The 24,965-nt window shown below is 38.6% G+C and carries 8 protein-coding genes; 2 read left to right on the top strand and 6 right to left on the bottom strand.

The genetic code is table 11. From position 1 onward, the window contains the following. Nucleotides 1–97: 97 nt before the first annotated feature. Nucleotides 98–970, bottom strand: coding sequence for a serine O-acetyltransferase (locus VB796_RS13135; RefSeq protein WP_323347010.1), 873 nt, complete (start codon nucleotides 968–970; stop codon nucleotides 98–100). Beyond that, on the bottom strand, nucleotides 967–2,574 hold the full coding sequence (locus VB796_RS13130) for a GMC family oxidoreductase (RefSeq protein ID WP_323347009.1): 1,608 nt from the start codon (nucleotides 2,572–2,574) through the stop codon (nucleotides 967–969). The genes VB796_RS13135 and VB796_RS13130 overlap by 4 nt, the downstream gene beginning before the upstream one ends. 310 nt (nucleotides 2,575–2,884) lie before the next feature. Here VB796_RS13130 and VB796_RS13125 point away from each other — a divergent pair, with 310 nt between their 5' ends. Beyond that, nucleotides 2,885–3,481 carry a HupE/UreJ family protein gene (locus tag VB796_RS13125; RefSeq protein WP_323347008.1) on the top strand — a complete coding sequence of 199 codons (597 nt, stop codon included), beginning with the start codon at nucleotides 2,885–2,887 and terminating at the stop codon, nucleotides 3,479–3,481. 80 nt (nucleotides 3,482–3,561) lie between these two features. On the opposite strand, the gene VB796_RS13120 is transcribed toward VB796_RS13125, so the two are convergent. The 4 genes from VB796_RS13120 to VB796_RS13105 all read right to left on the bottom strand — a co-directional run bounded on the left by VB796_RS13120 (nucleotide 3,562) and on the right by VB796_RS13105 (nucleotide 7,491). Next, nucleotides 3,562–4,626, bottom strand: a complete 1,065-nt coding sequence (locus VB796_RS13120) for a phosphotransferase family protein (RefSeq protein ID WP_323347007.1) — start codon at nucleotides 4,624–4,626, stop codon at nucleotides 3,562–3,564. Nucleotides 4,627–4,760: 134 nt separating this feature from the next. After that, nucleotides 4,761–5,477 (bottom strand): SGNH/GDSL hydrolase family protein, encoded by a 717-nt coding sequence (locus VB796_RS13115; RefSeq protein WP_323347006.1) that lies wholly within the window; start codon nucleotides 5,475–5,477, stop codon nucleotides 4,761–4,763. Between the two features lie 66 nt (nucleotides 5,478–5,543). Then, a complete protein-coding gene (locus VB796_RS13110) occupies nucleotides 5,544–6,896 on the bottom strand; it encodes a vanadium-dependent haloperoxidase (RefSeq protein ID WP_323347005.1) in 1,353 nt (450 codons plus the stop codon). Nucleotides 6,897–7,332: 436 nt separating this feature from the next. Further along, on the bottom strand, nucleotides 7,333–7,491 hold the full coding sequence (locus VB796_RS13105) for a hypothetical protein (RefSeq protein WP_323347004.1): 159 nt from the start codon (nucleotides 7,489–7,491) through the stop codon (nucleotides 7,333–7,335). Between the two features lie 391 nt (nucleotides 7,492–7,882). On the opposite strand from VB796_RS13105, the gene VB796_RS13100 reads away from it, so the two are divergent. Next, nucleotides 7,883–24,965, top strand: a 17,083-nt coding sequence (locus VB796_RS13100) for an SdrD B-like domain-containing protein (RefSeq protein ID WP_323347003.1), incomplete at its 3' end; no start/stop codon positions are given.

The raw sequence follows: 24,965 nt of genomic DNA, 5'->3' as shown, positions 1-24,965 counted from the left end.
TGATAAGTTCCTTGTCTCTCAACATCTGTTCGATTATCAATTGTAATCTTGGTTTTTTTATTGTGTCCATAATTTTATTTTTTTCAAAGGTACAAATTTACTGTAAAATCTTCACTTGTTCTTGATGGTAAATCTTGGTGTTTTCAGGTACACTTCGGGTTAACCAAACGTTGCCACCGATGATAGAATTTGCCCCTACAACGGTTTCTCCACCTAAAATTGTTGCTCCTGCATAAATCACTACGCCGTCTTCAATCGTGGGATGGCGTTTCATAGATGCCATTGATTTACTAACCGATAATGCTCCCAATGTTACACCTTGATAGATTTTTACATTTTTACCAATAGTGGTTGTTTCCCCAATAACGATACCTGTTCCGTGGTCGATAGTGAAATATTCGTCAATTTCTGCCCCTGGGTGAATGTCAATGCCTGTTTTGGAATGAGCATATTCTGTCAAAATTCGGGGTACTATTGGAACATCAAATTTCAATAGTGCATTTGCCAAACGATAAAAAATAACGGCATAAAACCCTGGATAAGCCCTAATTACTTCATATTCACTTTGAGCAGCGGGGTCGCCCGCCATAATCGCTTGTACGTCTGTCAGTAAAATACGGTAGATTTCGGGTAATTGTTGAATATAACTACTCGCAATTTTACGTGCGTCGTCTCGCAAATGTTGTTGCATCGACCGTAACATTCGTGTTAAACGTAATTCTATTTGGTCAAAAGCTTCTTGAAGTTCATCCACACAACCAAAGTGTCTTTGCGTTTGTTCGGGGAACATCGCCAGCATAATGTCGGTAAATAATTCCTTTACCACCGTAGTTGCTGGAAAAGTGTTTGGCTTGGAATGTTTCTCGCAAAGTTGTTCTAAGAATGATTTTGGCAACATATTATTTGTCGTTAGGTTTTGCTTTGACTTCTTTATTTCAAAATTAACGATAATCATGCCTAATTGATTCATCCATTTAAAATTAAATCAGCCGCTTTTTCTGCTACTGCAATCACTGGAGCATTGGTATTACCAGAAATTACCATTGGAATTACTGACGCATCGACAACCCTTACGCCTTCCAAACCTCGTATTTTTAAGTTCTCGGGAGCAACAACTGCGTTATCATCTATGCCCATCGTACACGTTCCGCAGGGGTGATAAACGGTTTCACAATGATTCAGAATATGCTCAATGAGTTGTTCGTCTGTCTCTGAATTCATGGGGAAATTCAAATGATTTTCTTTCCGAAAAGGAGTGAAGGCATCCGATAAAATGACCTCTTTTGCTTTTTTCACGCCTCTTAACATCGTGGCTAAATCTTCCCCATTGGCATCAGAAAAATATTGTGGGTCAATTAATGGAGCGTCGGTAGCTCTATTAGAATGTAAACCGATGTGTCCTCGACTTTTGGGAGCGAGTAGTGTTGGAAGAATAGTAAATCCTTCTGTTTTGGGTAATTTGGATAAATCATGAATATCTTCACCCATGACAGGGGCAAAATGAAATTGCATATCTGGTCGGTCGAGATTGGGAATTGTTCTGACAAATGAACAAGCTTCTAAAGGACTTGATGATAATGGACCTTTTTTATTGACAAAATAATTAAACGCATTGCCAATTATCCAAGGGAAACGTTCGGCGTTATTATAGGTTATTCTTTGATTGCATAATACGTTGAGATTTACAAAAAGATGGTCGGAAAGATTCTGCCCAACACCCGTCAAATTTACTTTTGAATTTATCCCAAAATCCTTCAAATAATCAGCATTCCCAATCCCCGAAAGCATTAATATTTGTGGGCTTTGAAATGCCCCTGCTGACACAATTACTTCTTTTTTTACCCATATTTTTTCAGTAGTTTCAGAAGCCTTTTTGATGATTTCTACACCAATTACTCGGTCGTTTTCAATCAATAATTGTTTCGTTAAAGTATTGGTAAGCACTCTCAAATTAGGTCTTTTTAAAGCAGGAACTAAAAATGCGGAGGCAGTAGAATGGCGTTTTGCATCCTTAATAGTAAATTGAAATTTACCTGCTCCATCTTGTGTCGCTCCGTTAAAATCAAAGTTTTCTCCAATACCACATTCAATATTTCCTCTTACAAAAGCCTCTGCCAAAGGCGTAATATTCCGATTATGCGTAACATTTAATAAGCCTCCCATTCCGTGAAATTCATTATGAAATTGCTCATTATTTTCAGATTTTTTGAAATAAGGAAGCATCGTTTCATAGTTCCAACCTTTGTTTCCCCAACGTTCCCAATCGTTATAATCTTCTTTATTTCCTCTGATGTAAGCCATACAATTGATGGATGAACTACCGCCCAAAGTTTTGCCACGAGGTTGATACATTCTTCTATTGTTAACGTGTTTTTGAGGTTCTGTAAAGAAGTCCCAATTCAGACTTTTATCATAATTGAGCTTAGAATATGCCGCAGGAATGTGAATATTCATGTTATTATCTTTTCCGCCAGCCTCTATCAATAGTACATCTATTTGAGGATTTTCTGACAAACGATTGGCAAGAACACAGCCTGCCGAACCTGCTCCAATAATAATATAGTCGGGTTTCATAGAAGTGATTTTGTGTGATGAAAAGATTGTTTATGGTAATGTAAATTACCATTTTATCATCAAATAATGCAGTTTTTTGATTGAGAATATAACAATAAAAATTGTAATTTTGTGAAAACTATTCGGAACTATCTACAATTTGTCGCAGAATAAAATTAGACCACAGATTGTACTGATTCAACAGATTTACACGGATAAGTTTAAAGAAAAATCAGTGTAAATCTGTTTTATCTGTTCTATCCGTGGTCTAATTTTGTCTTGCGACAAATTGTAGATAATTCCGAAACTATTTAACTTTTACTAACCACAAATGTCTGATTTTGAAATTTATTTACCGCTCGGTTTTCAACATATTACTGATATAAATGGCTATGACCATATTCTTTTTGTGGTTGCTCTATGTGCTATTTTTCGCTTAAAAGATTGGAAGAAAGTAGCTTTTCTCATCACAGCTTTTACCATCGGACATTCCATAACTTTGGCTTTAGCAACACTCAATCTTATTACTTATAGCTCAAAATTGATTGAGTTATTAATCCCAATTACTATCTTTTTGACGTGTATTCTGAACTTTTTTCATAAGTCTGCGGAGTATTCTTTGGATAAAGAGAAACCTTCAATGTTTCGTTATCCAATGGCAATGACCTTTGGTTTAATTCATGGAATGGGTTTTTCTAACTATCTGCGTAGTCTTTTAGGAAAGGAAGAAAGTATTTGGCAGCCGCTTTTGGCGTTTAATATTGGTTTAGAGATTGGGCAATTAGTAATTGTGGCTATTTCTTTGATTATCAGTTCGTTACTGCTGGATTTATTCAGAGTGAAAAAGCACGACTGGAATTTAATTCTTTCGGGACTTGTAGCGGGTGTTGCTCTTACGTTGATACGAGATGCGGAATTTTGGCAGTAGTTTTGTCAATTGTAGAGACAAGGCAATGCCTTGTCTTTACAATATTTTTTGCAAATTAAAGACAAGGCAATGCCTTGTCTCTACAAATCACCCCGTTTAATTGCTTGAATTGCCATTTTTGATAATTCTTGAATTCCCAAAATTAAGCCACCAAAACGTGGGTCTTTTGTTAATCCTGCTTTCCATCGAGCGTAAATTTGTTGCATAATGACGGTGTTTTTATACAGTCCGAAAACATAATAAAACAAAATATCTGTAACATCTCTATTCGTTTTTTGGGCATATCGCTCTACTACTTCTTTACGGTTTAAATTTCCATTTAACCACGTGATATTGAACGATTTAAGGAATTGACCGTCGCCATCTTCGCACCAATACGCAAGACTTGCCCCCAAATCCATTAAAGGGTCGCCAACGGTGGACATTTCCCAATCTAAAACCCCAAGAATCTCCGTCAAATTATCAGGATTTAATAATACATTATCGTATTTATAGTCGTTGTGTAGAAAGGCTGGAGCTTGCGGACGTGGCATATTTGCCCGCATCCAATCCGCAATTTCAATCATCGCTGGAATATCATCCGTTAGTGATTTTTCGTATCTGCCAATCCAACCTTCTACTTGTCGTTGTACATATCCTTCTGGTTTCCCGAGATTAATTAAGCCTGTTTTTTCAATATCAAGCAGGTGTAAATCAACTAAATTATCAATCAAATTCTCTGAAATTTTACGCATTGTAGTTTCAGAAATACGCATTTTTAGAGCATCTTTTCCTCTGAAAATTACCCCATTTACTCGCTCCATTACATAAAATTGACAGCCCATTACAGACACATCTTTACAGAAAATTACGGCTTGTGGTACTCTCGGATAATGCGGTTTTAGTAGAGACAAAACCTTAAATTCTCGTTCCATATCATGGGCAGATTTGATATTTACTCCAAATGGTGGACGACGTAAAACGTATTCTTTTTCAGCCGTTTTTATCAAATATGTCAAATTTGAAAAGCCTCCTGCAAATTGTTCGATGCCTAAAATCTGCCCAAAATCTGGAATTTGAGCCTTTAAATATTCATTAAGTTGGTCTTGATTGAGTTCTTCGCCTTGACGAATCTGCGTTGATTTGTCGATATTTATGTCTGACATGATGCGTGTAATTCAGTTTTTTGTACTTTAATTATTTCGACAAGTTAGGACAAAATGATGAAAAATTGTGGATTTATATAGATTGATGCAAAATTAAGCCCTATCAAAATGGTGTTGATAGGGCTTGAGATATCTTATTTTAATATATTTTTGACTGTTGGTAAGGCAGCTTTTGCCCAAAGTTCGTGCATCTTTCCAGAGAAATGTAACTGGTCGCTGGCTATCATTGAAGCATCAATATTTGTTCTCGAAAGGTCTGTAATATTCACAAATGCAATCTTCATGTTCTTACCTTCTTCTTGAGCAACTGCATTGAATTTGTCGATTTCAGAAGCTATTTTCTGTTTGTCACTACTTCCTGCAAAGGGTGTTACGCCCCAATCTGGAATAGATAAAACGACTACATTTTGAGGTTCGTTCTTGGCATATTTCGTACTTATTCTGAGTAATTCTCTAAATTCTATGCGGTATTTTTCAATACTTTGTCCACGATATTGATTGTTTACGCCAATTAATAAAGATACCAAATCATACTCTCCCGATAGCTTTCTATCATTAATGGCATCAATTAATTCTTCGGTTGTCCAACCTGTTCGAGCAATAATATCATACTGTGGAATGCCAAAATCAGGCTTCACTAAGTTGCATAAATAAGCACTCCATCGGTCGCTTTCAGGAACATTTTGCCCAATTGTATATGAGTCTCCGAGTGCTAAATAAGTTCGTTTAGGAATATTAGTATTATCCATATTGGTTGGTGGTATGTTCGGACTTATACCTTCTTTTTGCTCTGAAGAACTACAAGAAATCATCATCATAATAAAAGATAGTATGTATGGAAATTGTTTCATTTTCAAGTTGATTTTAGATTTTTATTCAAGAAAATATACGCAATTTTTGACGAATTAGATGTTGAATTACTTCAACCAATTTAATCCATTAACACTTCTTCCAATACGTTTTCCTTGTTCCAAACCCACTTCGCAAGCCTGACGAAAATGAATTCCTCCGTATATTCTTGACATTGATGCTTCCTGAGCAGCTTCATCAAAACTCTTAAATTTTCGAGGTACTAATTTGTCTCTTAAATAGTCAGTTTGGTCAATAAAGGCATATTGATTACCAAAAATCGAACTCAAAACCTCCGCTCCAGCACCCCATTGTGTAGAGTGTCCCGAGGTGTATTCTGGAAAAGCAGGAGTATAAAATGACGGCTTAAAACGCTTGTCAATAACCTCTTGTATATAAGTTATTGGACGTATGCAATTGGTTGAATATTTAGTTTCCCAACAACAAATAAAAGCATCATTTAAAGCAATTCCTGTTTTGGCATAAGCATAAGCAAATTTGTCTAAAGATGCCTTTTCCTTTTCAAGAGCATTGACCAAAATATGAATTGTATGCCCACCTGGAGTATAAGAAACCACCGCTTCGTCACGCCAATATTCGGCAATTAATCGTTGGTCAAAGGTCAATTGTCTTGATATTTCATAAACTTCCATCGCTTGTTTATAGAAGTCAGAATCTGGTTCTTTTGAGAATACAATTGGATTTGCAGGTTTTGTTTGTTCATAAACATCTTTGATAAAAGTCCTGTTTTTCCCCCATGTTGGTTGTATCGAAATACGAGAGCGAGTCTTGGTATCGTCCCAAGATGAACCACTTGGAGCTTCATAATGGGTGTAATCACGAGCAACAGTTTCCTCTATACTTTTCCGAAATCCTCCATCAGATTTAGAATATTGATATACATATTCAGCCATTTTTCTCCCAAAAATAGCTGATTCTTCAATTTGTTTTGGTGATTTATAAATAGACTTAAAATAGATATTGTTGTTTTTATGTAAAGTATCCAATGCCTTACGTATATAATTATAGTTGGCAAGAGTTGGATATAAATAAGAAAACAAGCTGTCTGCTACTGTTTTTAGGGCTTCATTTGCCACAACATCCCACAAGAGGTTTTTATTAGCAATAGGCGGATTAGTGAAGCTATTAATTTGGTTTGTTAGAGAGCGATAAGTAGGAGAACCGCCATTAGTAGCCTGATAAAGCGTTATACCAACATATCCATGAATACGTGCGGCATTTGTAGCAGCTATACCCGTTTTCATAATCATTGTATTGATTAATCGAACATATTGTTTGGGAATATTAGCATCGTAGGCAGTTGTATTTTTGGATATTTTAGTCTGGGCATTGGAAAAATTAAAACTCCCCAGTAGCAATAATCCGAAGAATATATAAAATGATAAGGCACTTTTTTGCATTTTGGTTGTATGGTTTTGATAGATTTGGCTAAACATTTTGTGTGAATAATTAATACGAATTAAGGAATATTTCAGATTAAAACTAATTTCTTAAATCATTTATGTCTAAATCAATAAGCAAAATTAGTAAAAAATAATACTTTTTTTATGTCACTTTCTGGACTTAATAGCGTCTATAATAGAGTGTATTTTAGGTGTTTATGTACTCTTGGAAATCTCTGATTGAATTGGTTAAAAAAAATATCAAAAATCTCTGCTTAGTTTAAATACCGTCAAATTTGTTAAAATTGGCATGATTTTGGCACTATACTCCGTAGCAATCTTAAATTTCGCCGATTTAGAATTGTTTAAAAAATAAGAATGAAATGCTTTGTTTATTACAAATAAATCGTTTTATTTGCGACCTAAACTCCAACTGAACGTTATCAAATCTTTATCAATTATCGCCTAAGGGATAAAGAAAACGTAGAGCCTTAAGTCCCTTATTTTTTAGCCAAGTAGTTAAACTTAAAATTTGCAAGTAGTCAGTATTTCCTCCCATAAAAAGGAATACGATTGCCGATTTTGCCATTTGCTTCCCGCCCTTGATAGCCAATGGATTTAATGTTTTGCCAGTTTTTTAGGTCAAAACATAGAAGGAAACACTATTCTGGCCGCCCCTGAAGTTTCCTTACTTCAATTTATCAATCTTATACTCAATGATTTAGGGCATGATGAATGGTCGCCGCCGCAAAAGACCTTTCGTGACTTATTTCCTTACAACACTTTTAAAACATTCGTATCCGCTATCCTGAGATTCAGGGTATTTTATGCTTGCTTTGAAAATTTCGCAATTTTCTCTGCTCCTGAAATTCCTATATCCTCTCGGTAGCCTGTCTCGCTGTGTTTCAAAGGTTTTGAAATCGAATTTTTGTAGTAACCAAGTTTTGTGGTTGCATAGAAATATTTACCCAACAATCCGCCCTAAAATCAATAAAGTTTCTAAAATGAAAGACTTTACTGCTGTAATGTTCTCATTATGTGAGAACGTGATTTCCAATTCAAAACAGGTAACTGTTAAAAAATCGGAAGCGGGAAGTAGCCGCAATTACCGTGCCAACCTCTTTAATGATATTTCTGCAAGAATTTTTTTGTGGGGATTTTATGCTATTTTTTCAGGGCTATTTAAGTCGCTCGGAGGACGAATTATGTCTGCCCGAGAAGGCTCCTATAAAATAGGTCAGCACTATCAAAATTTTTGTTCGGTTACGAGCAGTAAGGTCTTTCAAAACTTTGCTCAGGTTTCTACCATAAGTAGAAGCCTTGTCGTGGTTTTAATAGGATTGTCATTCTTCAACACACCGACGGCTTCAGCCCAATGTACAACTTGTACTTTTTCTGCTCCAGCCAGTGGAAGTAGTTACAACTTGGATGGGAACAAGACGCTTTGTATTACAGCCAATACTGGTTCGTTGACTTTGAACTTTAGTGGTACAGGGAATAAAATCTGTGTTGCTCCTGGAGTAACATGGACACAGAGCAGTGGGAACTTTGCAGGTGTTACGATTGATGTTTATGGAACATTCAATATGAATGGAAGCTATAACTACAATTCACCTGTTGTGATAAACGTGAAAGCAGGAGGAGCATTGAATTCCAATACTACTGGTTTTGGAAATAACCTCACCATTAACAATGAGGCTGCCATAACATTATCGGCAACAACACAAATTACGGCACAAGGTTCATTCGTTTTGAATAACATTGGTACTGGGTCGGTGTTGAATGCTATCAATACTTCTTTGTTCTATCTTGGTAGTGGAGCAACTTTGACAAATGATGGTACGATTAATTTTACAAGTTTTGAAAATAGCGATGCTCTGTTGGTAAGAAACACAGCTACTGGAAAGATTACGATTGACGGAACACTTTACAATCATGGGAATATTATCAACTATGGTTTAATCCAAACAGTATGTGGACCATTTGGTGCAGTAGGTTGTAGTTTCATCGTTGGAAATAAAGGAGCGGGTAAAGAATTTAACGTAGCGGCAGGTGGTTGTTTGAAAATTGCGGGAGATGCTACCTTTGATGGTCCGGGTGTAATTAATGGTGGTTTGGAGATTGGTGGAAACTTAACAATCAACAAAGCAGTAACTGGAACGAATGGTTCTATCTTGGTAAAAAATGGTATCAGTAAAATTACGATTGATGGTAGTTTTAATGGTACCAATATGTTGTTTTACGATGTAAATACTGCGAGTCATGATTTTGATACAAAGGGAGGTAATGTTGCATCGGTTGGATATACCGTAAGTTCAGGAGCTGGTTGTAGTACACCAGTAATTCCACCTTTGGCAACTTGTACAAGTATAGGGGGAGTTGTTTTTAGAGACTTTAACTTAAATGGTAAAAAAGACAACAGTGATGAGATAGGTTTAGCAGGTGTAACGGTTAAAGCATTCAATGCTGCTAACGCTTTAGTGGCAACAACGGTAACACTTGCAGACGGTACTTATGCTATCAATGGAACTTCTGGCGCATTGAGAATTGAATTCTCTAATTTGCCAGCAGGGTATGTTTCTGGCCCAGATGGAGCTACAAGTGGAACAAGCGTTCAATTTTTATCGGCTAATAGTTGTAACGTAAATTTTGGCGTTAACCACCCAGATGATTTCTGTGCGAAGGAAGGGGTTCAGCCTAAGGTTGCTGTGCCGTGCTATGCCAATGGTAGTTACACTGCGAATGGTACAAATGGAGCTGGTCTTGAAGACGCTTTGGTTTCGTTCCCATACAATAGAACGGGTGATAAGTTAACTTCTGGAAATGAACCTTACGTCATGTCGAAGTATAGTTCAATTGGTTCTGTTTGGGGGATGGCATACAATAAGTATAAAAAGACTTTGTTTGCTACTGCTTTCATGAAACGTCACTCTGGTTTTGGTCCGCAAGGAATTGCAGGTTTGTACGTGATTCAGAATGCAGATAACAACGGAACTGGTTATACCATCACGGGTATTAATTTACAAACAGTTCTGGGCATTAATGCAGGAACAGAACCTACCCGTAATTTATCAACTGATAAAACTTTGCCATCAGATGATGGAGGTAATGCTGTTTTTAATGCAGTTGGTAAAATGTCATTTGGTGATGCAGAACTTTCATCAGATGGAAATACATTATACATCACAAACTTATTCGATAAAAAGATATATGTTTTGAATGTAAGTAATCCAACATCTCCAACCTTAGTTACTTCTTATGCTGTACCTAATCCAGCTTGTAGTGTAGCAAGTGAATTTGCTCCATTCGGTTTGAAATATTACAGAGGAAAAATTTATGTGGGTGTTGTGTGTACTGCTGAGTCTTCTCAACCTGGTGCGTTAGGTGCATTGTACGGACAAGCTGGATTCGATGTACCGTCTTTGAGTTCTCCGAACTTAAAAGCAACGGTGTACGAATTGAATGGTTCAACTTTTACAACTGCTCTAACTCAATTTCCTTTAAATTATGATAGAGGTAAGTCAAATAGTAGTACCGTAAGTTATGCTATTTGGAGACCTTGGGTTAATAGTTATGCTCAAGTAGATGCAAATATTGCTGAAACCTATCCACAACCAATGTTGTCAGATATTGAATTTGATAGTGATGGTTCTATGATTTTAGGTTTTGCTGACCGTTTCTCTCACCAATTGGGAAATGCGAATTACCCTCCAGGAGACGGTATTACAAATTATATCAATAATGGTAGCTTTACCAATGGAGCAACTTCTTTTTCATCAGACTATAACTATTCAAGTTCGGGTAGTGGGACTTATGGAATAACAACAAACTCTAACGCTTATTATAGTTTTGCTCCAGTTTGTAAAGATAAAACAACTGGAACAGGTAACTTCCTTGTAGCGGATGGTTCAACCAGTTTCCTTTTTGGTTTACAAAGAGTTTGGTATCAAAATGTTAGTTTCCCTTCTAATACATCATTGCGTTTATCTTTTTGGGCAATGTCGTTGGGTACTACTAACTTACCACAGCTTTATTTTACAGTTAATGGAAACCGAATTGGTTCAGACCATGCACAAGTAACTGCTACAAGTTGTGGTTGGGTGAAATACAGTATTGATGTCAACTCTGGTTCATCTACTTCAGCCGTGATTGGTATTGTAGATGGTAATACGCTTAGTTCGGGCAATGACTTTGCTATTGACGATATTTCAATGGTGAGTTTATATACGCTTACAGGTAGAGTAGAAGGAGATGTAATGCGTGCTACAAAATCTGGCTCAACTTGGACTATCGAAAATAATGGTACCGCAAGTAATACAACTACTTCGGGTGCTAATAAAGGTGGTGGACCTGGTGGTGGAGAATATTATTTTGGAGATATTACTATTGACCATGATGAGCCTACAATGGGTGGTATTGCTTTATACCCTGGAACTGGTGAAATTATGACAACTATTGCTGGCCCTGCTAATATTTTCTATTCAGGAGGTACTCGTAGAATGGACAACAGCACTGGTGATTATTTATATGCGAATTCCCCAATTGCATGGAATAGCGTTTCTAATTATCGTTTAGATTATGGGCCTCGTCCAGCACCAACAGGAGATTATAAATTATACGATGGAAATACGCCTGGGGCATTTGGTAAAGCATCAGGTTTGGGAGATATTGAGGTATTTTGTGCTTTAGCTCCTTTAGAAATTGGTAACCGTATTTGGAGAGATTATGACCAAGATGGTATTCAAGATGCAAATGAACCAGGTATTCCAAGTATTACTGTGCTTTTATTTAAAGCAGGTGTACAGGTAGCTACAACAACGACAAGTTCAACGGGAGAATATTATTTCAATGATGCCAACGTTACAGGTGGTTTATTACCAGCAATGGCTTATGAAATTAGAGTAGCGACTGGTCAGACAAATCTTGCTAAAACATTCTTGTCTCCAGCCAATGCTAATACAAATAATAGTGATGAAATTGATAGTGATGCTACTATTTCAGGTAGTAATGCCATCATTGCAGTAACAACAGGTGCTTACGGTGAAAGTAATCATACGTATGATATTGGTTTCTCGCCAAATTGCCCTACGTTGAGTAACCCTCAGCCTAACAACGGAACTCAAACTATTTGTTCTGGTGCAAGCATTCCATCATTAACTTTAACAAGTAACTCAGCGAGTCAGTCATTACCAGTAACAACTTATATTGAATGGTGTGCTTATAAAGTTCCACAAGCAAATCCATATTTAATGGTTGATGAACATTACTGTTTACAACCACAAGCATTATTAATTGATGGAACTGTAACGGCTTCTAATTTAACAGGCTTACCTGCCAACACAGGAACATCACCAATTACGTATTATGTGTATGCGTGTTTGAAACCTGTACCAGATTCAAACAATCCATATTGCCGTCCATTTGTAGCTTATACCATTACTGTTAATCCAATTCCTGCTGCACCAAGTGTAGTAACGGGTGGTTTGGCGTGTAAGTCGGGAGCAACTGCAACTGTTTCATTAGGAGCAACTTGTGGAGTAAGTGAAACACCAGTTTGGTATGCTTCTCAAACATCAACATCAGTATTAGGTATTGGAGATGCATTTACTACGCCAGCCATTTCAGCAACAACCACTTATTATGTAGGTTGTAAAGGAGTAACTTCACCTAACTGTGAAACTGCAATCAACACACGTAAGCCAGTTGTCGCAACAATTATTGCAACACCTGCCGCACCAACAGTTACCATTACTGGAAACGGTGGAAACGGTAATGTTTGTGGTACTTCAGTGACTTTAGAAAGTGGTTGTGCTTCAGGAACATTGAAATGGTCAAATAATGAAACAACGAATGTAATTACGGTTAATACTTCTGGCACATATACAGCTACTTGTACACTTAATGGTTGTACAGGTTCAGTATCAAATGCTGCAACAGTTACCATTAACTCTGTCCCAAATGCTCTTACAGTAACAGGTGGAGGCGTATCAATTTGTGCAGGAAGTTCAACTACTTTAACTGCATCGGCTTGTTCAGGAACTTATACATGGTCTAATGCAGTATCTGGAACAACTGCTACTTCAATTACAGTTGCACCAACTGTTACTACAAATTATACTGTTACTTGTACAGTTAACGGTTGTACAAGCCCAGCTTCTGCTAATGCAACCATTACGGTAAATCCAATTCCAAGTCAACCAACAGTTACAGGAGGAGGAGTTACAATTTGTTCTGGAGCTTCTACAACTTTGACAGCTTCAGGATGTGCAGGTACTTATACTTGGTCGAGTGGACAATTAACGACATCTATCACAGTTAATCCAACAGTAACAACTGACTATACGGTAACTTGTAAAGTAAACAATTGTACAAGTGCTAACTCTGCCAATGCAAGAGTAAACGTAAGTCCAAACCCGATTGTAACTGCTTCTGGCGAAACCGTTTGTGAAGGAGAATCTATCAATTTAACTTCAGTAGGTGCTCCAGGAAATTTTGTAAGTGGATTAAATATCTCAGGATTGAGTTTTGACCACGCAGGTATTCCAACAGCCAATTTACTAAATCAATATGACGGAGGAACTTCACCGCATAACTCGGTAGCAACAATTATTGACTTAAATATTCCTTCTAAAGGATTAACAGATTATACTTCATTCTGTGCAGAGGTAGGTTCACCTATTGGCATGAATGTTAATTATACAGGATACAACATTGTTCCATTAGAATCACTTGCAAAACAATATGCAGGAGTGGCAGGTCATGCCTCTGTATTGATTCCAACAGGAGGTATTGGAGCTGTTCATGCAGGTATGTTAAGATACCTTTATGACAAACACTTTATATCAACATCACCTTCTGCTTGGACATTAGAGCAAGCGGCAGCTTTCCAAATTGCACAATGGGAAATTACCCATGACCAATATGTAGCTAACCCTGATTTCTCGGTAAAAAATGCAAGTACAAACGGATTGTATTATAATTATGCTTCAAATCCAACGGCAGTACAAGCAATCATTGACTTAGCAGAAACATGGTTAAATGAAATTGATAGTCAGACAAGAGATTGGACAACATATACTTCAACAACTTGGTATCCATCAGGTATTCAAAGTTTAAATAACCAACAAGATTTAGTAGTTGCAGAACCAATTTCTACTTGTTTAACATATAGTTGGACTGGTCCAAATGGTTTTACAAGCACTGCTCAGTCTCCAGTAATTGCCAATGCAACCACTGCGAATAATGGTGTTTATACAGTAAAGGTGACCAACTGTAATGGTTGTACCGCTACTGCTACTGCATTGGTAACTGTTAATAGCACTTTACCTGCACCAACAAATGCTCAGTCAAGTAAAGTAAATGTTTGTATTAATGAAACCTATACCTTAAGTGCAAGTTGTGGAACTGGTCAAACAGTTAAATGGTATGATGCCGTAGGAACTTCAATCACAACCTTAACTTATACACAAACGGTTGCAGGTACTTACATTTATAAAGTAGGTTGTACAAACTCAGCAGGTTGTGAAACATTATCTGCCAATAGAGCAACAGTGACGGTGGTAGTAAATCCAATCCCAACAGCCCCATTAACTCCATCAGCAAGCAAGAGTTCAATATGTTTAGGTGAGAGCGTAAGTTTAAGTGGTACTTGTGGTACTAATGAAGTAGCTCAATGGTACGAAGGAACTACCTCATTAGGAAGTGGCAATATTACATTAACGCCAACAGTTGGTAGTCATACTTACAGTGTAGGTTGTAAAAATACAGTAACAGGTTGTGAAACAGGTTCATCGAATCGTGCCAATGTAAGTGTAATTGTGAATTCAATTCCAAACAAATTGACGATAACAGGTGGAGATGTTTCAATATGTAATGGAGCTTCTGCAACATTAACGGCTTCATCTTGTGGCGGAGCATATTTATGGTCAAATGGTGGAACGACGAGTTCAATCACAGTAAGTCCAAGTGCAACGACCAATTATACTGTTACTTGTACGGTTAATTCTTGTACAAGTCCTGTATCACTAAATGCTACCGTGAATGTAAATTCTATTCCAAGTGCCTTAACGGTAACAGGTGGCGGAGCGTCTATCTGTTTAGGAAGTTCAGCGACATTAACTGCATCATCTTGTGGAGGAACCTATACATGGTCAAATGGTGGAACGACGAGTTCAATCACGGTAACACCAACAGTAGCAGGAACAACAAATTACACAGTTACTTGTAGCATGAATGGTTGTGTTAGTTCTGCTTCAACAAATGCAAGTGTAACGGCAAATCCAATCCCAACAGCTCCATTAACTCCATCAGCAAGCAAAGGTTCAATATGTTTAGGTGAGAGTGTAAGTTTAAGTGGTACTTGTGGTACTAATGAAGTAGCTCAATGGTATGAAGGAACGACCTCATTAGGAAGTGGCAATATTACATTAACGCCAACAGTTGGCAGTCATACTTACAGTGTAGGTTGTAAAAATACAGTAACAGGTTGTGAAACAGGTTCATCGAATCGTGCCAATGTAAGTGTAATTGTGAATTCAATTCCAAATAAATTGACGATAACAGGTGGAGATGTTTCAATATGTAATGGAGCTTCTGCAACATTAACTGCTTCATCTTGTGGCGGAGCATATTTATGGTCAAATGGTGGAACGACGAGTTCAATCACAGTAAGTCCAAGTGCAACGACCAATTATACTGTTACTTGTACAGTTAATTCTTGTACAAGTCCTGTATCATTAAATGCTACGGTAAATGTAAATTCTATTCCAAGTGCCTTAACGGTAACAGGTGGCGGAGCGTCTATCTGTTTAGGAAGTTCAGCGACATTAACGGCATCATCTTGTGGAGGAACCTATACATGGTCAAATGGTGGAACGACGAGTTCAATCACGGTAACACCAACAGTAGCAGGAACAACAAATTACACAGTTACTTGTAGCATGAATGGTTGTGTTAGTCCTGCTTCAACAAATGCAAGTGTAACGGCAAATCCAATCCCAACAGCTCCATTAACTCCATCAGCAAGCAAAGGTTCAATATGTTTAGGTGAGAGTGTAAGTTTAAGTGGTACTTGTGGTACTAATGAAGTAGCTCAATGGTACGAAGGAACTACCTCATTAGGAAGTGGCAATATTACATTAACGCCAACAGTTGGTAGTCATACTTACAGTGTAGGTTGTAAAAATACAGTAACAGGTTGTGAAACAGGTTCATCGAATCGTGCCAATGTAAGTGTAATTGTGAATTCAATTCCAAATAAATTGACGATAACAGGTGGAGATGTTTCAATATGTAATGGAGCTTCTGCAACATTAACTGCTTCATCTTGTGGCGGAGCATATTTATGGTCAAATGGTGGAACGACGAGTTCAATCACAGTAAGTCCAAGTGCAACGACCAATTATACTGTTACTTGTACGGTTAATTCTTGTACAAGTCCTGTATCATTAAATGCTACCGTGAATGTAAATTCTATTCCAAGTGCCTTAACGGTAACAGGTGGTGGAGCGTCTATCTGTTTAGGAAGTTCAGCGACATTAACGGCATCATCTTGTGGAGGAACCTATACATGGTCAAATGGTGGAACGACGAGTTCAATCACGGTAACACCAACAGTAGCAGGAACAACAAATTACACAGTTACTTGTAGCATGAATGGTTGTGTTAGTCCTGCTTCAACAAATGCAAGTGTAACGGCAAATCCAATCCCAACAGCTCCATTAACTCCATCAGCAAGCAAAGGTTCAATATGTTTAGGTGAGAGTGTAAGTTTAAGTGGTACTTGTGGTACAAATGAAGTAGCTCAATGGTACGAAGGAACGACATTCTTAGGAGCAGGAAATATCAGTCAAACGCCAAGTTTAGGAAATCATACTTACAGTGTAGCTTGTAAAAATACGGTAACAGGTTGTGAGACAGGTGCATCAAACCGAGTGAGTGTACCAGTGGTAGTAAATTATGTACCAGTTTCTCCAACAAGTGCGAATGTGAAGGGTGATGCCAGATGTGAAGCAGGTGTTGTTAATTTGACAGCAACTTGTGGCGTAGGTGAAGTAGCTCAGTGGTACAATTCAGCAGGAACGTTTGTTTTTGCAGGTGGCACTTATTCACCGAACATTAGTTCAACGACGACTTACAGTGTAGGATGTAAGAATACAGGAAGTGGTTGTGAGACCCCAGCCAATGGCAGAATCAATGTGATTGGTACAGTTAATCCAAACTTACCTGCACCAAGTAGTAGTCAAGTAACAGGCGATAAGACGTGTGGCGTGGGTGTTGTGAGTTTAACGGCAACTTGTGGGACAGGTCAAACGCCACAATGGTATAACGGTACAGCATCAGGTTCGACATTATTATTTGCGGGTAATACTTACAGTCCAAGTATCAGTACAACAACGACTTATTATGTAGGTTGTAAAGACAATGCAACAGGTTGTGAGACTTTACCTTCGAATCGTCAGCCAGTAGTGGGAACGTACATTGGTTTAGTAAGCAACGGTGGAACGATAGCGGCCAATCAAAGTAATTGTGGAGCGTTTGTACCTGCAAAATTAACGAGTGTTACTTTACCATCGGGCAGTACAACAGGCATAGAATATCAGTGGTTAAGAAACGCTACTGGAGCGACGACTTATAATCCAAATGACCCTAACTGGTTACCAGTTGGGGGTGGTAATACTTCAGAATTCCAACCTGGTACAATTAGTCAAACGACCTCATTCATTCGTTGTTCGAGAAGTGTAGGTTGTAATGATTACACAGGGGAGTCTAATATTGTAGTTATCACGATCAATCCAATTCCAAATGCCCCAAGTAATCCAAAATCGGATAAAGGGGTAGTTTGTGTAACTGAAGTTTATACTTTAAGTGCGAGTTGTGGAGCGAATCAAGTAGCGAAATGGTATGATGCTTCTGGAGCATTGTTAAGTAATTTAGTAATTACTGCAAGTTCAGCAGGGACGTTTACTTACAGTGTAGGTTGCCAAGAAACAACGACAACGAACAAATGTGAGACCTTACCAACGAATAGAGCAAATGTAAGTGTGATTGTGAATCCAATTCCAACGGCCCCTACCGATGCGAAGTCAAACAAAGCAGAGGTATGTTTAGGAGAGACAATCGTATTAAGTGCAACTTGTGGAGTGAATGAAGTAGCTAAATGGTATGACCAATCAGGAGCAAGTTTAACAAGTTTAAGTTTTGCACCGAGTGCAGTAGGTACATTTAATTACTATGTAGGTTGTAGAAATACGGCAAGTGGTTGTGAGACAGCGAGTGGGAATCGTGCAGTAGTGCCAGTGGTGGTTAATCCAATCCCAACAGCCCCATTAACTCCATCAGCAAGCAAAGGTTCAATATGTTTAGGTGAGAGCGTAAGTTTAAGTGGTACTTGTGGTACAAATGAAGTAGCTCAATGGTATGAAGGAACGACCTCATTAGGAAGTGGCAATATTACATTAACGCCAACAGTTGGTAGTCATACTTACAGTGTAGGTTGTAAAAATACAGTAACAGGTTGTGAAACGGCAAGTGGAAACCGTGCAAATGTCACGGTAGTGGTAAATTATGTACCAGTTTCTCCAACGAGTGCCAATGTAAAAGGCGATGCTCGTTGTGAAGCAGGTGTTGTGAATTTAACAGCAACTTGTGGCGTAGGTGAAGTAGCTCAGTGGTACAATTCAGCAGGAACGTTTGTTTTTGCAGGTGGCACTTATTCACCGAACATTAGTTCAACGACGACTTACAGTGTAGGATGTAAGAATACAGGAAGTGGTTGTGAGACCCCAGCCAATGGCAGAATCAATGTGATTGGTACAGTTAATCCAAACTTGCCAGCCCCAAGTAGTTCTCAAGTAACAGGCGATAAGACGTGTGGCGTAGGTGTTGTGAGTTTAACGGCAACTTGCGGAACGGGTCAAACACCACAATGGTATAACGGTACGGTATCAGGTTCGACCTTATTATTTGCAGGTGTAACTTATAGCCCAAGTATCAGTACAACAACGACTTATTATGTAGGTTGTAAAGACAATGCAACAGGTTGTGAGACTTTACCTTCGAATCGTCAGCCAGTAGTAGGAACGTACATTGGTTTAGTAACAAATGGCGGAACGATAGCGGCAAATCAAAGCAATTGTGGAGCTTTTGTCCCAGCTAAGTTGACAAGTGTTACTTTACCAACAGGTAGTACAACAGGTTTAGAATATATCTGGTTAAGAAATAATACAGGAGCCACGACTTATAATCCAAATGACCCTAATTGGTTACCAATTGCTGGTAGTACAGGTACAGAATTCCAACCAGGGACAATTAGTCAAACGACCTCATTCATTCGTTGTTCGAGAAGTGTAGGTTGTGCTGATTACACAGGCGAATCGAATATTGTAGTTATCACGATCAATCCAATTCCAAACGCACCAACCAATCCAAAATCGGATAAAGGGGTAGTTTGTGTAACTGAAGTTTATACTTTAAGTGCGAGTTGTGGAGCGAATCAAGTAGCGAAATGGTATGATGCCTCAGGAGTATTGTTAAGTAATTTAGTGATTACTGCTACGACTTCAGGAACGTTTAATTACAGTGTAGGTTGCCAAGAAACAACGACAACGAACAAATGTGAGACTTTACCATCGAATAGAGCAAATGTAAGTGTAATTGTGAATCCAATTCCAAGTTCACCGACCGATGCGAAGTCTGATAAAGGAGCGATTTGTATTGGCGAGACGATTGTATTAAGTGCTACTTGTGGAGTGGGCGAAGTAGCGAAATGGTACGACCAAGCAGGCGTAGCGTTAACAAGTTTAAGTTTTGCCCCGAGTCCAGTAGGAACATACAATTATTATGTAGGATGTAGAAATACAGCATCAAGTTGTGAGACAGCAGGAGCTAATCGTGCAAAAGTAACGGTAGTTGTGAATCCAATTCCAACTGCACCAATTGATGCGAAGTCAAATAAATCAGCGATTTGTTTGGGTGAAACAATTGTATTAAGTGCGAGTTGTGGAGCGAATCAAACGGCAAAATGGTACAATGAATCAGGAGCAAGTTTAACGAGTTTAAGTTTTGCCCCAAGTCCAATTGGTACATATAATTACTATGTAGGTTGTCAAGATAATTCTACAAGTTGTGAAACAGCAGGAGCGAATCGTGCGAAAGTAACAGTAGTTGTAAATTATGTACCAGTAGCCCCAATCAGTGCAAACGTAAAAGGAGATGCCAGATGTGAAGCAGGAATTGTGAATTTAACAGCGACTTGTGGAACAGGCGAAGTAGCCCAATGGTACAACTCAGCAGGAACATTTGTTTTTGCAGGTGGCACTTATTCACCGAATATTAGTGCAACGACAACTTATAATGTAGGATGTAAAAATACAAGTACAGGTTGTGAATCTACATCGGCAGGCAGAATTGGCGTAGTAGGAACAGTTAATCCAAACTTGCCAGCCCCGAGTAGTTCTCAAGTAACAGGCGGTCAAACGTGTGGGGTAGGTATTGTTAAATTGACAGCAACTTGCGGAACGGGTCAAACACCACAATGGTATAACGGTACAGTATCAGGTTCGACTTTATTATTTGCGGGAGTAACTTATAGCCCAAGTATCAGTACAACAACGACTTATTATGTAGGTTGTAAAGATAATTCGACAGGTTGTGAAACTTTACCAGCGAATCGTCAACCCGTAGTTGGAACATACATTGGTTTAGTAACCAATGGTGGAACAATAGCTGCTAATCAAAGTAATTGTGGAGCGTTTGTACCTGCAAAATTGACGAGTGTAAGTTTACCATTAGGCAGTACAACAGGCATAGAATATCAGTGGTTAAGAAACGCTACAGGAGCCACGACTTATAATCCAAATGACCCTAACTGGTTACCAGTTGGGGGTGGTAATACTTCAGAATTCCAACCTGGTACAATTAGTCAAACGACCTCATTCATTCGTTGTTCGAGAAGTGTAGGTTGTAATGATTACACAGGGGAGTCTAATATTGTAGTTATCACGATCAATCCAATTCCAAATGCACCAAGCAATCCAAAATCGGATAAAGGGGTAGTTTGTGTAACTGAAGTTTATACTTTAAGTGCGAGTTGTGGAGCGAATCAAGTAGCGAAATGGTACGACGGTTCAGGCGTGTTGTTGAGCAATTTAGTGATTACTGCAAGTTCAGCAGGGACGTTTAATTACAGTGTAGGTTGCCAAGAAACAACGACAACGAACAAATGTGAGACCTTACCAACGAATAGAGCAAATGTAAGTGTGATTGTGAATCCAATTCCAACGGCACCAACCGATGCGAAATCTAACAAAGGCGAGGTATGTTTAGGGGAGACGATTGTGTTAAGTGCAACTTGTGGAGTGAATGAAGTAGCTAAATGGTACGACCAATCAGGAGCAAGTTTAACAAGTTTAAGTTTTGCCCCAAGTCCTGCTAACACTTATAATTACTATGTAGGTTGTAGAAACACAGCATCAAGTTGTGAGACAGCAAGTGGAAATCGTGCTAAAGTAACGGTGGTAGTAAATCCAATTCCAACTGCCCCAGTTAATCCAACTGCCAGCAAAGGTTCAATCTGTTTAGGAGAGAGCGTAAGTTTATCAGCAACTTGTGGTACTAATGAAGTAGCTCAGTGGTATGAAGGAACAACTTTCTTAGGAGCAGGGAATATCAGTCAAACGCCAAGTTTAGGCAGTCATACTTACAGTGTAGCTTGTAAAAATACAGTAACGGGTTGCGAGACAGGTGCATCAAACCGAGTGAATGTACCAGTAGTTGTAAATTACGTACCAGTAGCCCCAATCAGTGCAAACGTAAAAGGAGATGCCAGATGTGAAGCAGGAATTGTGAATTTAACGGCGACTTGTGGAACAGGCGAAGTAGCCCAATGGTACAACTCAGCAGGAACATTTGTATTTGCAGGAGGAACTTACTCACCAAATATCAGTGCAACAGCGACTTATAATGTAGGTTGTAAAAATACAAGTACAGGTTGTGAATCTACATCGGCAGGAAGAATTGGCGTAGTAGGAACAATTAATCCAAACTTACCAGCCCCAACTGATGCAAAATCTGACAAAGGAGCCATTTGTTTGAATGAAAGTTATGTATTAAGTGCAAGTTGCGGAACTGGTCAAACCGTGAAATGGTATGACGCAGCAGGTGCAGCACTTACTACATTGAGTTACACAGGAACAGTAGCAGGAACGTACAATTATTACGTAGGATGTACAAATCCAACAGGTTGTGAAACTCCTTCGGCAAGTCGTGCAAAAGTAACGGTAGTCGTGAATCCAATTCCAACGGCACCAACGGATGCGAAATCAAGCAAAGGAGCAATTTGTCTGGGAGAAACTATCGTATTGAGTGCTACTTGTGGAGCAAATCAAACGGCAAAATGGTACAATGAAGCAGGAGCAAGTTTAACAACATTGAGCTTTGCCCCAAGTCCAATTGGAACATACAACTATTATGTAGGTTGTCAAGACAATAGTAATTCAACTCAGTGTGAGACATTACCAGCTAATCGTGCAAAAGTAACCGTAGTAGTGAATCCAATTCCAGTAGCTCCAACATCAGGAAATGTTTCTGGCGGTGCGGTTTGCGGTAGTGGTTCAATTGATATGAAAGCTACTTGTTTGGCAGGTTCAACGCCAGTTTGGTACGATACTCAAAGCTCAACAACAGCCTTGAAAATCGGTAGTCCATATACAGTAGCAGTAACGGCAAATAAAACATATTATGTTGCTTGTAGAAGTTTAACAACACCAACAGAATGTGAGTCGCCAGTAGGTAGCCGTACACCAGTTGATGTTATTTACAACATTACGCCAGTACCAGTAGCAACTGCTATGCCAAACGCAATTTGTGTAGGTGGTAAAACGACATTGGCAGTAACTTCTACTTTCACAACTTATGCTTGGGAAGGACCAAACGGATTTACAAACTCAAATCAAAGTGTTGACATTAACAATATCGTTACAGCCAATGCAGGAGTTTATACCGTAACAGTTTCGGCAGCAGGTGGATGTACAGGAGTTGCAACAGTAAGAGTAACTGTAAATACAAACCCAACGGTTACGGCATCGGTACTTGATAATACAGTTTGTGAAAAATCAACTATCGAATTACGTAGTTCGGCAGCGGCTGCATCAGGAGCAACGATTTCAACGTATAATTGGACTGGACCAAATACTTATACATCTGGTATTCAGAATCCAAATATTCCATCGGCAACTGCTGCAATGGCTGGAAATTACGTTGTAAAAGTTACTGATAACAATGGTTGTACGGCAACTTCTCAAGTAAATGTGGTAATCAATCCATTGCCAAGTGCAACGGCATCGGTAGAAGGTGGAAATGTGATTTGCTTAGGAGCTCCAATTAGTTTCTACGCAAATGGAGCAGGTTTAGGTGGACAATATCAGTGGACTGGGCCAGCAGGTTCTAATTTCTCTGAAACAACGCAAAACCCAACTATTCTTACTTCAAATGCTACTAACGCAGGTGTTTATACAGTAAGTATTACAAATTCAAATGGTTGTACAGCAACTACAACTATCAATGTTGTAATTGATAAATGTTTGAAATTAGGAAACTTAGTTTGGGAAGATAAAAATAATAACGGAGTTGTAGATAGCGGTGAAACTGGAATTGACGGTGTAAATGTACGTTTATTCGTAGATGCAAATAACGACGGAACACCAGACGGAGCAGCAATTGCAACACAAGTAACAGCGGGTGGTGGTAAATATTTATTCCAAGCATTAGAACCAAATTATTATATCGTAGAAATTGATGCTCCAACAGGATACAAATCATCTACGGGTACAAATGGTTCTGCAACGGGAGCTTATGAAGTAGCACAAGACCCAGACAACGATAAAGATAACGACGATAACGGTTCAACATTATCTGGTCAAATTGTTAGAAGTAAAACAATTCAATTGCAAAACTTCAACGAACCAACCAACGATGGTGATACTGATAATAATACAAACTTGACGCTTGATTTCGGTTTATTCAAATCAGGTAAATTAGGAGATTATGTTTGGAATGATGATAACAGAAACGGACAACAAGATTCAGGTGAAACTGGACAAGCAGGAATTACGGTAAATCTTTATGATGCTTCAAGTTCAACAACGCCAATTGCCACAGCAGTTACTGATGCAAGCGGTAAGTATTTATTTGATAACTTAAATCCAAATACTTACGTAGTAGAATTTGTAAAATCAACTTTACCAAACGATAAGCAATTCACAGTTCAAAACTCAGGTGCTGACACAACGGATAGTGATGCAAGTGCAACAGACGGTAAAACAGCTCCAATTGTATTAGGAATTGGAGAAAGTAATTTGACAATTGATGCAGGTATTCAATGTCCATTACCAACACCGACTACAACGACAACCACAGCACAAGTTTGTGTGGGCGGAACAATTACCTTAAAAGCAACAGGCGGAAAAGCTTATGCTTGGAAAGGTCCAAATGCTTTTGTTGGAACAACGGCTGACATTAACATCAGCAATGCAGTTATCGCCAATGCAGGAACTTATACAGTGACCGTAACGGCAGATAATATTTGTGCGGCAACAGCAACGGCAACGGTAGCAGTTATTGTAAACGCAAACCCAACGGTAAGTGCAACGGGTGCGGTAGTTTGTGCAACAGAGACAATTAACTTGAAGGCTGAAGGTACAGGAACATATACTTGGAGTGGTCCAAGTTTCAGCTCAACGCAACAAAATCCAAGCATTACCAATGCAACGGCAGCTAATGCAGGAGTTTATACAGTAGTTGTGACAAACGGTTCAAGTTGCCAAGTTTCAACAACGGTTAATGTAGTCGTTAATCCTTTACCAAATCCTCCAGCTACGCCAAGCGTAAGCAAAGGAAGTATTTGTATTGGTGAAACAATTACTTTAAGTGGAGTTTGTGGAACGGGTCAAACAGTGAAATGGTACGACGAAGCAGGAGCAAGTTTAACAACTTTAACCTTTGCACCAAATCCAGTAGGAACATACAAATATTACGTAGGTTGTAAAGATGACGTAACAGGTTGTGAAACAGGAGCGACAAGCCGTAAGA

Origin of the sequence: Arcicella sp. LKC2W, assembly GCF_034931005.1 — a bacterium.
In the GTDB taxonomy this organism is placed as follows: Bacteria; Bacteroidota; Bacteroidia; order Cytophagales; family Spirosomataceae; genus Arcicella.
This window is presented reverse-complemented; position numbering and strand designations above follow the sequence as displayed.

Coding starts and splice junctions, on each gene's coding strand:
- VB796_RS13135 (WP_323347010.1), bottom strand. CDS start 970: ATGAATCAATTAGGCATGATTATCGTTAATTTTGAAATAAAGAAGTCA.
- VB796_RS13130 (WP_323347009.1), bottom strand. CDS start 2,574: ATGAAACCCGACTATATTATTATTGGAGCAGGTTCGGCAGGCTGTGTT.
- VB796_RS13125 (WP_323347008.1), top strand. CDS start 2,885: ATGTCTGATTTTGAAATTTATTTACCGCTCGGTTTTCAACATATTACT.
- VB796_RS13120 (WP_323347007.1), bottom strand. CDS start 4,626: ATGTCAGACATAAATATCGACAAATCAACGCAGATTCGTCAAGGCGAA.
- VB796_RS13115 (WP_323347006.1), bottom strand. CDS start 5,477: ATGAAACAATTTCCATACATACTATCTTTTATTATGATGATGATTTCT.
- VB796_RS13110 (WP_323347005.1), bottom strand. CDS start 6,896: ATGCAAAAAAGTGCCTTATCATTTTATATATTCTTCGGATTATTGCTA.